Raw genomic sequence first — 13909 nt, 5'->3', positions numbered from 1 at the left:
GAGAGTCCGTGGACCTTGCTAACCTTCATCTGCCCAATGCTACGGCTCGGCCCTTCGAACATCCGTTGTCAGATTTTCTTCAGTTCCTGGGCGAGCATTACGAGGATTCCGCTGGGTCCGCGGAGGTACGTGAGTTTGTAGACGTCACCGTAGGTCGCGACGCCGCGTAGCGGTGTACATCCGTGCTTCGCGGCGATCTCAAGGGCTTGGTCGATGTCGTCCACCGAGAAGGCCACGCGGTGCATGCCGATGTCGTTGGGCCGGGTTGGGTGGGTCTCGATCGCTTCGGGGTGGATGTATTCGAAGAGTTCCAGTTGGCCCTGACCATCCGGGGTTTGGAGCATCGCAATTTTCGCGTGGTTGCCATCAAGCCCGACGGCAGTGTCGGCCCACTCGCCGCTGACGGTGTCACGGCCGACGACCGTGAGCCCGAGGTCGGTGAAAAAGGCGATTGTTGCTTCGAGGTCGCGAACGGCGATACCGACGTTCTCAAGTTTGATGGCCATGCGTTGAAGCTACCAAGGCGGACAGATTAGCTCCAGTGGCGAGCCGGAACTCGACTGAACAAGTTCCGGGACGATTGCCCCCAAGCCGATGGGCTGACGGAACGATGAAGACGCTCAGCCGCCGAAACGTCCATGAGCGAGGCGGTCTTGCCTGCCCTGCATCCTGTCGCCACACTGAAACCATGCACTGGTCCCCGGATGCTGATGCCCTGCGAGGCCGAGTTGCAGTTGTCGCAGGAGCGACCCGAGGCGCTGGACGCGGCATAGCAGCTGCTTTGGGTGAAGCCGGGGCGACGGTAATCTGCACTGGACGCAGCAGTGCGGCCGGCAGAAGCAGGTCGGACTACGACCGGCCCGAGACGATTGAGGAGACGGCCGATCTGGTCACACAGCTTGGCGGCGACGGGGTCGCCATCCAGGTCGATCATCTCGACTCCGGAGAGGTCCGAAGCTTGGCCCAGCGGATCCGAACTGAATATGGCGGTCTCGATGTGCTGGTCAACGACATCTGGGGTGCTGAGGTCCTGAAAGGTGGCCCAGCAGAGTGGAACACCCCTATTTGGGAGCACGACCTAGACAAAGGGCTGCGCATCCTGCGACTAGGCATTGACACTCATCTGATCACCTCGCACCATCTGCTTCCGTTGCTAATCACCAAGCGTGGGGGACTTCTTATTGAGGTCACCGATGGGACTACCAAATTCAACGCCATTGAGTACCGGATCTCGGTGTTCTACGACCTGGCCAAGGTCGCGGTCAATCGGTTGGCCTTTTCTCAAGGCCACGAACTGGAACCGCACGGAGCCACGGCGATCGCCATCACGCCTGGATGGCTTCGGTCGGAGATGATGCTCGATCGCTTCGGAGTCACCGAATCCAACTGGCGCGACGCTTTGGACCCCGGCCTGGTGGGCGGATACCCAGACGCCCCCGCGGGTTTCGCTTTCTCGGAGTCACCCCGCTATGTCGGTCGGGCCGTAGCCGCGCTGGCAGCGGACCCTGACCGCGCGAAATGGAACCAGCAGTCGGTCAGCTCCGCTCAACTTGCCAGAGAGTACGGATTCACCGACATAGATGGTTTGCAGCCCGATGGCTGGAGCGCGCACTAACTACGGCGACGTCAACGTCGGTCCCGGGCCCGGGCCGGGTTGTCGGAGTCGAGAGCGTTAAACTGCGCCGGCCCATCGACGTCCGCTGGGGGTCCGGTGGATTTCCCGGGAACGTGCGTGAATGTCAGCAGCCGGAATGCGCCGGACTTCACGAACCTGGACAGCGACGTCACGTGCCTCCGGCGGCGTGGCCCTTCGCTCCGTCGGGGAAACATCGGCAATCAGTCCCATGCCGGCGTACTCACGCACGGCGGCGATCCCGGCAACAGCTGCGGTCTTGTTGTCAAAGGCCTTGGACACTGCCATCACGGTGCCATCCGGCGCGGTCAGACGGAACCTGAAATACGACTCCGCGTCAATGAACAGTTCGAACATTCCGGCCATATCAAATCCTCCCGGTCTGCGGGCTCTGCCCCGCGGCGTCGTTGCCACGGAGCAGAAACGGACGCGCCGTTGCGTCCCCTTCCCGCTGGTTTTGTCCTGCAATCCAAATGATGAGTTCATCGCGTGCTCAATGAGTCTCGCTCAAGACAGCCTGTGCCACAAGACCCCCCGTTCGATCACCGACCCTGGAGAAGCCCCGGGACGACCGTCCCGGGGCTTCTCCAGCCGTCTAACGGCGGGGCCTACAACTGCAGTGTCACCGGCCGCTTGAGGCCGTTCACGGTAGCAGCGGGCCAGCGGTCATCCACCGTCAGGACCTTCATGCCGGACTCGGTGAGCTGGACGGTGTCCTCGACCTTCACTCCGGGTCCCGACGGGTTCCAGGTGAACGGCTGGTTGAGCACAACGGTGTCGGTGGTGGCCGCGGTGACGCGCGGATCCCGTCCGGCATAGCCTGCCGGTCCGCCCTGGTGGTGCTGCTCCCACTGCTCCGCGCCGAAGCCGTGGCGGGCGTAGGCGGCCTTGATCTCGGCGAAGACGCGGTCCAGCCTGGCACCGGGGAAGGTTGCGTCGAAGATGTCCGCCTCCACGGCGGCGATCCGGGACTCGGCGTCGCGCTCTTCGGGGGTCCCGGCGTCGAACCTTACCCAGCGGGTGATGTTCGCGACCAGGCCGTCCCGGCGAGCACACACCACGGCCATGGCGCGGCGTCCGAGGGGCGCGTGGGTGGCCAGCGGGTGCCGGAAGTCGCTCCGCGAGCTGCCGTTGCACAGGAGCACCAGCGGCTCCGCGCCCGCGCCAACCACGCGCGCGGCCAGGGCGGACACCAGTTCGAATTCGGTGGTGTCCGGGCGGACCGTGGACAGGACATCGGTCATGATGCCGGCCAGCTCCGCGCTGAGATGGGCGTAGCGGGCGGACTCGCCAGGCAGCAGTTGCTGCCGGGCAGCCCTCAGCTCGGTGGCCACCGAGGCCTCGGCCAGCGGGGTGCCGGAGCCCACGTCGGCACCCCCTCCGGAAGAATGTCCGACGGCGGCGGCAACCTCGTGCAGGTTCCCGTACCAGGGCGCGGTGTGGAGGGCGACCCCGGCGGGGAGCTCCTCGGCCGCGATCCGCCCCGCCTCGTTGTTGAACGTCACCAGGTGGTCGCCGTCCCGGTCCACCAGCAGCGCGGCGATGGGGTCGCCGGCCAGGCTGATGTGGACGCGGCTGCCGTCCAGGTACCAGGCCAGCGCCGTGTGCGTGGTCAGCAGCAACGAGTCCTGCCCTTTGGCATCCAGAATGTCCAGGACGCGTCGCCGCTTGATGGCACGGTCCGCGGTAGAGGCGGGCGGTGTGCGGCGGCCCTGGCCCGCAAACGTCGTGGCTTCAGTCAGCTGCGACGGCGGTTTGGCAGCGGTGGTTGTCTGGCTCATGAGTTGTCCCCCTGTGTGTTGATCAATGTCTCGATGTCTTCCGTACCCAAAATCCCGTCGGCGATGAACACGGTGACGCTGCGGCGAACCGTGCTGCCGGGTTCGGCGATGACCGGCGCGTCCCAGGCCAGCGACTGGCCAACTCCCGGATATCCGTCCACGCGGACGAACCACGGGTCCGTTGAATCCGCGGCGGCGACGAACACGAGGGTGGCCGCTCCGCCGGCCTCGCCGCCGCCGGCCTCGCCGCCGCCGGCTTCCCCGCCGTCGAACGTTCCCGTGAACCCGCCCGACCACGCGAGCCACGGTGCGACACTCCCGTGCGCGGCGGACTCACCCGCCCCCGAAGGCGTCCAGACGCGCGCCCCGGAACATTCCGGAAGCCGCCAGAAGAACCCGCCGTAACCGCCCCCAACCCGGCCGTTGGAACCGGGGCTGCCCAGGCTCACCGGCTGGTTGCCGGCGGGGGAGAGTGCAAAGTCCAGGGTGAGGCGCCAGGCGGAAGGCCCGACGGCGGCCCACGTCCAGGTGCGCTGTTCGGTCAGGACGGGAGCGCCGTCGGGCCCGTTCCAGGCGAGGTTCTCGGTCAGCTCGCCCTCCGCGGCGGACGGTTCGCCGGGAGACGGTTCGTCCGCGCGGACGATGCTGCCGTGGTCCGGGCGCCAGACGTACTCGCCGGCCGCCCGGGTGTAGGTGCGCCCGCCCCAGAAATTGACGCCGTCCACATCCTGGAGGGCCACCCCCACCCCCAGATGCCACACGTGGTCCAGCGGCTGGTGGTCCGTCACAACGGTCCCGGCCAGGGTGCGGACGGGGTGCAGGTACGGGCGGGGAGAGGACACGGCGCGGATGCGGCTGCCGTCCTGATAGTCCGCCACGGGATGCCCGGCAAGGTCGAAGGTCCGGACCGGGGGCAGGCTGCGGGCCCAGGGGACGCCCAGCTCGGCGAAGGTGGCCTGCGCCTTGGTGGCGCGTTCGATCAGCGCGGCAATGCCGTGGACCACGGGGTGGGCATCATCGCCGTCGCCCTCCCAGCTGACATGGCCGGCGTCGATTTCCAGGGGCGCGTGGGCGGTACGGATGGCTTCCAGCACACACATAAATGCGCCGGCATCCGGCAGCGCGCTGAGAAGGGGAGTGCCGTGCAGGGGAGCGCCGGCCGCCCGGGCAGCGAGCAGGTTCTCCAAAAGGTCGGTCCGGCCGAACGTCTCCCGGCGCTCGCCGTCCGCCGTGGTGGTGACCAGTTCGTCCTCGGTGTAGAAAAACGTGATGTCCCCCTTCGTCCCGTGGACCGTGACGGAGGGCCGCTGCTGTTCGGGGGCGCAGAGGGTGAGTGCGCACAGCAGTGTGGCTCCGGCGGCGGTGCGCACCCGGATCACCGAGGTGTCGTCGCTCTGGGTGTCGTGGGCGCGGTAAAGATCCGTCTCCACGGAAGCGACGTCGGCCACCGTGTGGGCGCCGGCCATGTTCAGGGCGGTGGCAACGGCATGCGCCAAGGCATTGGTGGCCACACCGTCCACCACGTCGATGCCGTCCAGGCTGCGTTTGCCGGCCCACCGGGAGCGCTTGAAGTAGCCCCTGGTCCGGAGCCACATGCCGGTGGCGCTGAGTCCCAGCACCTCTCCAATGCCGCCGGTCGCGATGGTGTTCCGGATTTCCGGCAGGGCCAGCGAGCCCAGGCTCTGGAAGCCCACCTGCACGAGCCGGCCAGCGGATTCGGCGGCGGCCAGCACGTCCTGGAACTGGGCCATGGATGCCACCGGCGGCTTCTCCGTGTACACGTCGGCACCGGCGGCCAACGCCGCCAGGGCCAGGGGAGCGTGGGTTTGGATGGGGGTGGCCAGGATGACCACGTCCGGGACCGGCCCGGCCGCCAGCAGCTGGTCCAGGGTGTTGAAGACGGCCACGGACCCGGCCAGCGTGCCCGTTTCCGGCGGGTTGGGGTCCGCCACTGCCACCAGCTGCAGGGCCCCGGCTTGCTCGAGCCTGGCGAGGTTGGCCAGGTGCGACTCGCCAAAGCCGTGCACCCCCACGAGGGCAATGCGCGGGAGGGTCGCCGGAACGTCACCTGCCGCTGCGGAGCTAGCGGACGCCGCGGGGGCGGATTGCTGAATCATCTGGGGTCCTCGGTGGCTAAGGGGTTGGACGTGGCGAAAGGCTGCGGGCGGGCGGGTCCCGCTGCGCCCAGGGTCCTGGACAGGTAGCTGATGGCTTCATTCTGCATCTCGACCGTGAAAACGTGCCCGCCCGGCCAGAAACTCCCGGTGTAGGAGCCGGCTCGGTGCAGGGACTCCAGGATCCGGTGGGCGTCCCGCATCCCTTCTTCCGGGAACAGCTCATCGGCCAGCGCGTACTGCACCAGTAGTCCTTGTGCGGCGGATCTGCCGGTCAGTTCCGGCCAGTCGCCCAGCGTCCAGAGGCCAGGAGTCTGGAGCAGCCAGGAATGGGCATCCAGGTAGGCGGGCAGCAGCGAATGGAACGTGGCCATCATGCACGTCACCACGTAGTTCCGGATCCGCGGGCTGAGGACCGCCAGGGCCAGTGCCCGGCCGCCGCCGCCGGAGAACCCGATGCACCCCAGCCGCTCCGCGTCCACCCCCGGCAGGCCGGCAAGGATCTCCAGGGCGGCCAGGTCATCGTGGGCCACCATCCCCGCCAGGCTGGTGCCCAGCAGGCCCGCGGCCTTGGCCACGGTGTCCTCGTGGATTCCCGCGGCGGCGTTGTACAGTTCGGCGTCGGAAGGTACGACGCCGGCCTCCCGCCACTGCGAATTCCTCGCCTCCAGTGCGGATTCCGTCCGCCACGGCGGGGTGGACAGGTCGAAGCGCCTGCTGCCCCACGAGAAGGCGTCGTGGGCCAGGACGGCGAAGCCCTGGCGGGCGACATCTGTGGCCAGTGCGCGCCCTTCATAGTGCCCGGTGCGGGCTTCCGCCGCGGAGGGGTGGGGCTCGGGGAGCGTGACCAGCCGGTCCGCTCCGCCGAACTTGTTTCCGCCGTGGCAGTGCAGGGCCAGCACGCCGGGCAGCGGCCCGGAACTCGCGGCCGGCCGCATCAGCCACCCCGTGGTGCGGGGACCGAAGCCCAACTGCCAGCTGAGCTGGGAGGTGGTGACGCCGTCGTACGTTCCCTCCCAGTGGACGGTGACGTCCGCCGGGACAACAACTGCCGGAACGCCCAGGGCGTCCGAAAGGTCCTGCGCGGCTGGTGTGGCGGCCTGGTAGCGCAGCCGGTCACGGACGTAGGCAGGCCAGTTCTCGTAGCCTGCAATGGCGCTGGGCCGGACCGGCCGGGAATCCTTGCTCACTGACCTGCCTGTTGTTCGGGTGGACGGGAGGGTTGAAGGCGCGGCGGATCGGGACGGATGTTGAACTGTGGGTAAAGTGATCCGGTGGCAGAAAACGCTTTCTCAAAAACTAACAAAGGGCTATACAGGAGTCAAGAAACCGTTTACTTTGGTACGGAGCCGCTTTCAACGTCCCGCGTGACGGAGGCCGGATCCGGACAGCTGCACCCCAAGTGAGTCCGCCGCCGGAGACGGTGCAAATATGGATCGCCCAGTGCGATCAACCCAGACGTGGAGGGCCACGATGACCAAAGGAGGCCACATGGCCGCTAGACACATACCCAGGACGCCGTGCCCGGCAGGAATGCCGGCCGCAGCGGATCTGCTGCGTGAAACGGAGTTGCCGCAATGAGTGCCATCAGCGAACTGAGCACCCTCAAGCGCCGTAAAGGCCCCATGACGGCAGCGGAGAAAAAAGCGAACGGCCGGGACAACAAGGCCGCCTACATCTTCTTGCTGCCATGGCTGGTGGGCCTTGTTGCCATCACCGTCGGTCCGATGCTGATGTCCCTGTACCTGTCCTTCACGGATTACAACCTGCTCCAGCCGCCGGAATGGGTGGGGCTGGACAACTTCATCCGTATGTTCGCCGACGCCCGGCTGCACAACTCGCTGGGCGTGACGTTCACCTACGTCTTTGTAGGCGTCCCGCTGCAGCTCGGTGTGGCGCTGCTGATCGCGCTGGTGCTGGATAAGGGCCTGCGCGGACTGCCGTTCTACCGTTCCGTCTTCTACCTGCCGTCCCTGCTGGGCGGTTCCGTGGCCGTTGCCATCCTGTGGAAGCAGATCTTCGGCACCACCGGCCTGGTCAACCAGGCCCTGGCCATGTTTGGCATCCAGGGTCCCGGCTGGATTTCTGATCCGAGCACCGCGCTGGGCTCCATCGTCCTGCTGCACGTATGGACCTTCGGCGCCCCCATGATCATCTTCCTGGCAGGCCTCCGCCAGATTCCGGTGATGTACTACGAAGCAGCAAAGGTGGACGGCGCCAGCACACTCCAGCAGTTCTGGCGGATCACGCTTCCCATGCTCAGCCCCATCATTTTCTTCAACCTGGTGCTCCAGATCATTGGATCCTTCCAGTCCTTCACGCAGGCGTTCATCGTTTCCGGCGGCAATGGCGGCCCGTCGGACTCCACGATGTTCTTCACGCTGTACCTGTACCAGAAGGGCTTTGGCCAGTTCGACATGGGCTACGCCTCCGCCATGGCGTGGTTCCTGCTGGTCATCATCGGTGTGTTCACCGCCATCAACTTCATCGCTGCAAAGTATTGGGTTTTCTATGACGACTAAGCTTCAGACGCTGCCCGCCCCGGACAAAAACACCGCCGGCGCCGGTAAGCCAACGAATCACCGCAAGCCCGCGAAACGCCGCGAATCCCGCGGCACGCTCGCCTTTAGCCGGGCTGCCCGCACCAGGGCCTTGATCAAACATGGCATCCTGATCCTCGCCGGCGGCCTCATGATCTACCCGCTGCTGTGGATGGTTGTCTCATCGCTCCGGGCCAATGAGCTGATCTTCCGGGAGCCCGGCCTGTGGCTCAACAGCCTGGAGATGAGCAACTACACCGACGGCTGGTCCGCGCTGACGCACCCGTTCGGGCACTACATGCTCAACTCGGCCATCGTGGTGATCGGCTCCATCCTGGGAAACCTGATCTCGTGTTCCATGGCTGCCTACGCGTTCGCGCGGCTCCAGTTCACGGGCAAGAAGCTGTTCTTCGGCATCATGCTGCTGACCATCATGCTCCCGTTCCACGTGGTGATCGTGCCGCAGTACATCCTGTTTTCACAGATCGGGTGGGTGAACACGTTCTGGCCGCTCATCGTTCCGAAGCTCCTGGCCACGGACGCGTTCTTCGTGTTCCTGATGGTCCAGTTCATCCGCGGCATCCCGAAGGACCTGGATGAAGCGGCAAGGATCGACGGCGCCGGCCACCCGCGCATCTTCCTGCGGGTCATCCTGCCCCTGATGGTGCCGGCCCTGGCCACCACCACCATCTTCACCTTCATCTGGACGTGGAACGACTTCTTCGGGGCCCTGATCTACCTGACGGATCCGGACATGTTCACCGTTCCGGTGGCGCTGCGCGCCTTCGTGGATTCGCAGTCCGCCACCAGCTGGGGATCGCTGTTCGCGATGTCCATCGTGTCCCTCCTGCCGGTGTTCCTGGTGTTCCTCTTCGGCCAACGGTTCCTTATCAAGGGCATCGCCACCACAGGTATCAAGTAGATCCAGCGAAACACCTTGCTCCGCCAAATGGCCCGTCCCTTGGGGACGGGTCATTTGGCGTATCCCGCCGTGCCGTGTCGCGTGGATGATCCGCCGAGGCCAAGGCAAGAAAAACATCTTGTAATACAAGTCAGGTACTTGTAGTATGAGAACTAAGAAAACGCTTTCTCGTTTACTTTCCCCCTAGCCAGATCAACGAAGATCGGAGTACCCAGTGGCGCTTTTTCACCGCACTGAGTCAGATGCCAAGAAACGTACGGCAGAGTTGCCATCCACCGGCGCACCCCGCCGGTTCCGCAAGACGGGCGTGGTTGCCGCGGCAGCCGCCGTCGTGCTTGCCCTGGGTGCCTGCGGCGGGGGAGCCTCCCCGCAGAGCGACGGCGGGCCCGTTGAGCTGCGCTTCTCCTGGTGGGGCAGCGACAAGCGCGCCCAGCTGACGCAGGCGGCCATCGCGGCGTTCGAGGCCGAGAACCCCGACATCAAGATCAAGCCGGAGTACGGCGACTGGAGCGGATACTGGGACAAGCTGGCCACCCAGGTCGCCGCCAACGACGCCCCGGACATCATCCAGATGGACGAAAAATACATCACGGAGTACTCAACCCGCGGTGCCCTGCTGGACCTCTCCAAGTACGAGGTCGACACGTCAAAGCTGGACAAAGCAGCCCTCAACGCCGGCAAAAGCGAAGACGGCCTGACCGGCATCGCCGCCGGCATCAACGCGGCCACCATCCTGGCCAACCCGGCCGTCTTCAAGGCTGCAGGCGTTGAACTTCCCGACGACAAGACCTGGACTTGGGAAGACTTCGGCCGCATCTCCGCCGAACTCACTGGGAAGTCCCCGAAGGGTACGTACGGCTCTGCCGCCTACGGAACGGACGAGGCCTCGCTGGGAGTCTGGCTCCGGCAGAACGGCAAGTCCCTGTACACGTCTGACGGCAAGCTGGGATTCGAGCCCTCGGACATCGCCGACTGGTGGGCCTTCCTGAAGGAGCTCAGCGAGAAGAAGGCTGTGCCGTCTGCATCGGAAGTTGTGGAAGCTGAGGCCGCAGCGCTGGACCAGAGTGGCCTGGCCACGGGCAAGAACGGGCTCGCCTTCTGGTGGTCCAACCAGCTGCCGGCGCTGGAGAAGGCTGCCGGAACCGACCTGCAGATCCTGCGGTTCCCGTCCACCACCGGCAAGGCTGCCGACGCCAAGCTCTGGTACAAGGCATCCCAGTTCTGGTCGGCGTCATCGCGCACCAAGCACCCCGTGGAAACGGCCAAGTTCATCAACTTCCTGGCCAACAACACTAAGGCAGGCGAGGCCCTGCTTGCCGACCGCGGCGTCTACCCGAACTCCGACGTCCGCACCGCCATCGAGCCAAAGCTGACCCCCGCCGATATCAAGGTGGTCAAGTTCATCGACCAGATCAAGGGCGAGCTCGGCGAGGCTCCGGCCCCGCCGCCGAAGGGCGCCGGCGCCATCCAGGAAATCGTCAAGCGCTACACCTCCGAGGTCCTCTTCAACCGCCTGTCCACAGAAGAAGCCGGCAAGAGGGCCGTGGACGAGATGAAGTCCGCCATCAGCTAAGTCCCGTGCCGCCGTCGGGCTCTTCCGGGTGCAGCTTCTGAAGGAAGCTTCAGCAGGAAGCGTACGACGGCGAGTGGTCACCACAGTCCCGGCTGGAACCTTTGGTTCCGGCCGGGACTGTGGTGTTTAAGGTCTGTGTCCTGGGTCCGGCTTCCCCGGCAGCCATGAGTCCTAGACGGGTGCCGGTCCTCATGGTCCACTAGGAGCACTTCAATTCATGGGGGAGAACATGAAGGCATCCGCTTGGACCGCCGCTGCGGCAGCACTACTGATATTGACCGGTTGCGCAGATGGTGTGCCCAGCGGGCATCCGACCCCGAACACACTGGAAGTTAGTCCGCCCAGTGCCGTTCCCACTGTCGGTCCGACTTCATCCGCTCAGGCCTCAGGGGCGCCGGTTCAAGCGATCACCATCCCGCTGGGTAAGCAGAAGCAGACTGGTGTTGAGGCGTGGCTGCCGGTCAGCGGCTACTCCGGAGCCCCGGGTTCGGAAATTACTTACGATGCCTCAGAGTCCGTGGGTGTTGTTGTGAAGTACGAATGGGACTTGGATGGGGACGGAAGCTACGACCGGACCACCACTGATCCCGTCCTCAAACACAGGTACAACGCAGCGTTCGAAGGAGTCATGATCCTGCGGGTGACAGGGATTGCCGGCGGCACCGACGTTTTGGAGACCCCCGTTCGCATCAGCACAACGCCCCTGTATCAGCGGCTGGCCGCGCCCTTGAACGTACAGGTGGAGGTTCTCTCCACCGTCGGCGGGATCAGTGAAGTCAAAGTCAGCTGGGAGTCTAACGACCCCGCAGTCTACAGATGGGGAGTGACCCTCGACGGCTTCCCGGCAGGCGTCGTTGACGGATCGACCCGCTCCGTCAACGTTACAGAGGTTCACCACGAGGAAGATGTCCTGGTTGAGGTCCTGGGCCTCACAGCCGACGGTGCTCTGGGGGAACGGGCGGGCACCACCTTGCCTGCGGGCGGGTAGAAGTCCGGAACCGAACCCACTCGGGCGGCGAGCTCAATTTCCGGTCACAGCACCAATTCCGGGATCGTTCGCCGCTGGCCGGCGTCGAAGTAGTCCATGAGCTCTGCGGGGAGGGCGGGAACTTCCCGGGCCGAGCCGTTGCCGCGCAGGGATTCGGCGGCCAGGACACCCGCGGCCACCGCCTGCCGGGCCGCGATGGGACTGGTCTGGGTCCGGCCGCCGTCGGCTGCGAAGCGCAGGAATTCGGCGATCAAGTTTGGATCGGCGCCGCCGTGGCCGCCTTCGCCGTCCTGGATTTCGATGACATCATCGGGCTCGGCGAAACCGGACGTCCGCGTGGTCCAGACCTTGATCTTGTCGCCGGGTCCGTCGCCGAAGTTCTCAATCCTGCCCTTGGTTCCGATGATGGTGTAGTTCCGCCAGTAGTCGGGCGTGAAATGGCACTGCTGGTAGGACGCAAGCACGCCGTTGTCCAGCACCATGTTCATCATGGAGATGTCCTCGACGTCGATTGTCGCGGCCAGGTCCTGCTGCTCGCTCGGCGGCCAGTTCGCCAGGGAATACCAGTCGCCCATCCGCTTGCCGCTGTTGTCGCTGCGCGTGGTCACCGAGCCATAGACTGCCAGGTCGCCGACGGCTGACACCCGCTGCGTGTAACCGTTGGCTAGCCAGTGGATGACGTCGATGTCATGCGCTCCCTTTTGCAGCAGCAGGGACGTGACGTTTTTGCGCTCGGAGTGCCAGTCCTTGAAGTAATAGTCTCCGCCGTGGCCAACGAAGTGGCGGCACCAAATGGCCTTGACCTCGCCGATCCGATCCTCCTCGATGAGCCCGCGCATCTGGACCACCACCGGCATATGCCGCATGTTGTGGCCGACATAAAGCCGCGTACCGGTCTCATATGCGGTCTGCAGGATGAGGTCCGCAGCCTCGATGGTGACATCCAGGGGCTTCTCGCAGAACGTGGTAATTCCGGCCCTTAGCGTGCGGACCGCGACGGCGGCGTGCTGGTTGTCCGGTGTGAGCACCAGTACGGCGTCAATGCCGCTGCCCAACAACTCATCAAGGTCCGCCGTTATCCGTGCGGAGGGAATGCGCTCGGCCGCATCTGCGCGGCCACGCTCGCTTGTGTCACACACAATGGTGACTTCCGAGCCTTGGCCCGGTTTATGCGCGTGGCGCCACAGCCCGGCACGCAGCCCGAACCCTACGATGCCGACCTTCAAATCCTTCTCCATGGTGTGCATACCTTCTGTCGATTCTCAGTAAAGTCTTGTTGCGGCGCCGCGGTGCGGCGCCGATTCCCGGACGAACAGTTGCCAGGGGAAGTCCAGGACACCGGGTTCGGTGTCCGGCCCAGTACCGGTGGCCCGGTCAAGCAGCAGCCGCGCGAGCCGGTCAAACAGGTCCACGGGACCTACGGTGCTCAGCGACGGGGACATCCGTTCGCCTTCGACCGTGTTGCCGACACCGATGATGTCGACGTCCTGACCCACGGTCAGGCCCAGCCGCTGGGCGGCGTTGATGGCGCTGATGGCCGCATAGTCCGTCGTGACGTAGAGGGCGGTGGGCCGGTCCCGCTGGCCGAGCAGGCGCGTGGCTGTCGCATACGCTCCGGCCGTGGTGCCGTCGAAGACACCCACGTACTCCTCCTGCACCGGAAGCCCGGCGGCCCGGAGGGCATCGACGTAGGCCAGGTACCGCGGGGCACCCCTCGAGCCGGACGCCGTCGAGGTGGTCAGGCAGCCGATCTTGCGGTGTCCCTCGAGCAGATGCGTCATCACCAGGGCGCAGCCGGGTCCGGCGATCGAACGGATCACGTCGAAGCCGTCCGGTTCCAGCAGCTCGTCGAAGACCACCAGGGTGGTTCCGTGGGCGGCAAGCCGGCGCGGTTCATCCCGGTCCCGCTCGCCCACGGCGTCCACGAAGACGGCGTCCGCATTGTGCGTGGCCAGGACCTTGACCCACTCGGCGTCGCCGAGGATCATCGGCGTGATTCCCAACGGCGCGGCGGCCCGTTGTACGGCTTCTATGACCGAGAGCGACCAAGGGTCGGAGAGCATGGTCAAGGACAGGATCACGGTGTTGGTGCGTCCGGTCCGGATGGCGCGTGCTGCCTGGTTCGGCCGGTAGCCCAGCCGCTCAGCCGCGGACCTGACCTTGTCCGCCGTCGGGTCCGAAACCCGGGGCCCGCCGTCTCCGCTGCGCCCGGACAGGACGTAGGAGACCGTGGCAGTCGACACCCCCGCGAGATCCGCCACCATGCGGATGGTGGGCCTTTGGCCCGTGCCTGTTGTCTTTGCCATGGTTTCCCCTTGATCGTTCCGTGGCTTGCCTGTTATTGCTTGTCCTGGTGCC

General features: G+C 65.6%; 12 protein-coding genes. 5 read left to right on the top strand and 7 right to left on the bottom strand.

Annotated elements, in window-relative coordinates:
• Nucleotides 1-68: 68 nt before the first annotated feature.
• Nucleotides 69-506 carry a VOC family protein gene (locus NIBR502772_RS20355; protein ID WP_141141550.1) on the bottom strand — a complete coding sequence of 146 codons (438 nt, stop codon included), beginning with the start codon at nt 504-506 and terminating at the stop codon, nt 69-71.
• 182 nt (nt 507-688) lie between these two features.
• On the opposite strand from NIBR502772_RS20355, the gene NIBR502772_RS20350 reads away from it, so the two are divergent.
• A complete protein-coding gene (locus NIBR502772_RS20350; protein WP_141141549.1) occupies nt 689-1615 on the top strand; it encodes an SDR family oxidoreductase in 927 nt (308 codons plus the stop codon).
• Between the two features lie 57 nt (nt 1616-1672).
• Here NIBR502772_RS20350 and NIBR502772_RS20345 read toward each other — a convergent pair whose 3' ends face one another.
• The 4 genes from NIBR502772_RS20345 to NIBR502772_RS20330 all read right to left on the bottom strand — a co-directional run bounded on the left by NIBR502772_RS20345 (nt 1673) and on the right by NIBR502772_RS20330 (nt 6718).
• On the bottom strand, nt 1673-1999 hold the full coding sequence (locus NIBR502772_RS20345) for a DUF1508 domain-containing protein (RefSeq protein WP_141141548.1): 327 nt from the start codon (nt 1997-1999) through the stop codon (nt 1673-1675).
• A 242-nt stretch (nt 2000-2241) separates the two neighbouring features.
• Nucleotides 2242-3414: a Xaa-Pro peptidase family protein gene (locus tag NIBR502772_RS20340; protein ID WP_141141547.1), complete on the bottom strand. Its 1173-nt coding sequence runs from the start codon at nt 3412-3414 to the stop codon at nt 2242-2244.
• The gene (locus tag NIBR502772_RS20335; protein ID WP_141141546.1) at nt 3411-5531 is read right to left on the bottom strand and encodes a DUF6807 family protein; all 2121 of its coding nucleotides are present in this window, start codon (nt 5529-5531) and stop codon (nt 3411-3413) included. Before NIBR502772_RS20335 ends, NIBR502772_RS20340 begins: the two co-directional genes overlap by 4 nt.
• Nucleotides 5528-6718: an acetylxylan esterase gene (locus tag NIBR502772_RS20330; protein ID WP_141141545.1), complete on the bottom strand. Its 1191-nt coding sequence runs from the start codon at nt 6716-6718 to the stop codon at nt 5528-5530. Before NIBR502772_RS20330 ends, NIBR502772_RS20335 begins: the two co-directional genes overlap by 4 nt.
• Before the next feature lie 387 nt (nt 6719-7105).
• Between NIBR502772_RS20330 and NIBR502772_RS20325 the strand changes: the two genes are divergently transcribed.
• The 4 genes from NIBR502772_RS20325 (at nt 7106) to NIBR502772_RS20310 (ending at nt 11551) form a co-directional block, all read left to right on the top strand.
• Complete coding sequence (locus NIBR502772_RS20325) at nt 7106-8050, top strand: carbohydrate ABC transporter permease (RefSeq protein ID WP_056346294.1); 945 nt, start codon at nt 7106-7108, stop codon at nt 8048-8050.
• A complete protein-coding gene (locus NIBR502772_RS20320) occupies nt 8040-8990 on the top strand; it encodes a carbohydrate ABC transporter permease (protein WP_141141544.1) in 951 nt (316 codons plus the stop codon). The genes NIBR502772_RS20325 and NIBR502772_RS20320 overlap by 11 nt, the downstream gene beginning before the upstream one ends.
• Nucleotides 8991-9255: 265 nt before the next feature.
• The gene (locus tag NIBR502772_RS20315) at nt 9256-10563 is read left to right on the top strand and encodes an ABC transporter substrate-binding protein (protein WP_141142189.1); all 1308 of its coding nucleotides are present in this window, start codon (nt 9256-9258) and stop codon (nt 10561-10563) included.
• 229 nt (nt 10564-10792) lie between these two features.
• Complete coding sequence (locus tag NIBR502772_RS20310; protein WP_141141543.1) at nt 10793-11551, top strand: hypothetical protein; 759 nt, start codon at nt 10793-10795, stop codon at nt 11549-11551.
• A 44-nt stretch (nt 11552-11595) separates the two neighbouring features.
• On the opposite strand, the gene NIBR502772_RS20305 is transcribed toward NIBR502772_RS20310, so the two are convergent.
• Entirely contained in the window at nt 11596-12798 is a 1203-nt protein-coding gene (locus tag NIBR502772_RS20305) for a Gfo/Idh/MocA family protein (protein WP_141141542.1), read from the bottom strand.
• A 15-nt stretch (nt 12799-12813) separates the two neighbouring features.
• Nucleotides 12814-13857, bottom strand: coding sequence for a LacI family DNA-binding transcriptional regulator (locus NIBR502772_RS20300; RefSeq protein ID WP_141141541.1), 1044 nt, complete (start codon nt 13855-13857; stop codon nt 12814-12816).
• Between the last annotated feature and the right edge of the window lie 52 nt (nt 13858-13909).

Origin of the sequence: Pseudarthrobacter sp. NIBRBAC000502772 (genome assembly GCF_006517235.1) — a bacterium.
Lineage (GTDB): Bacteria > Actinomycetota > Actinomycetes > Actinomycetales > Micrococcaceae > Arthrobacter.
This window is presented reverse-complemented; position numbering and strand designations above follow the sequence as displayed.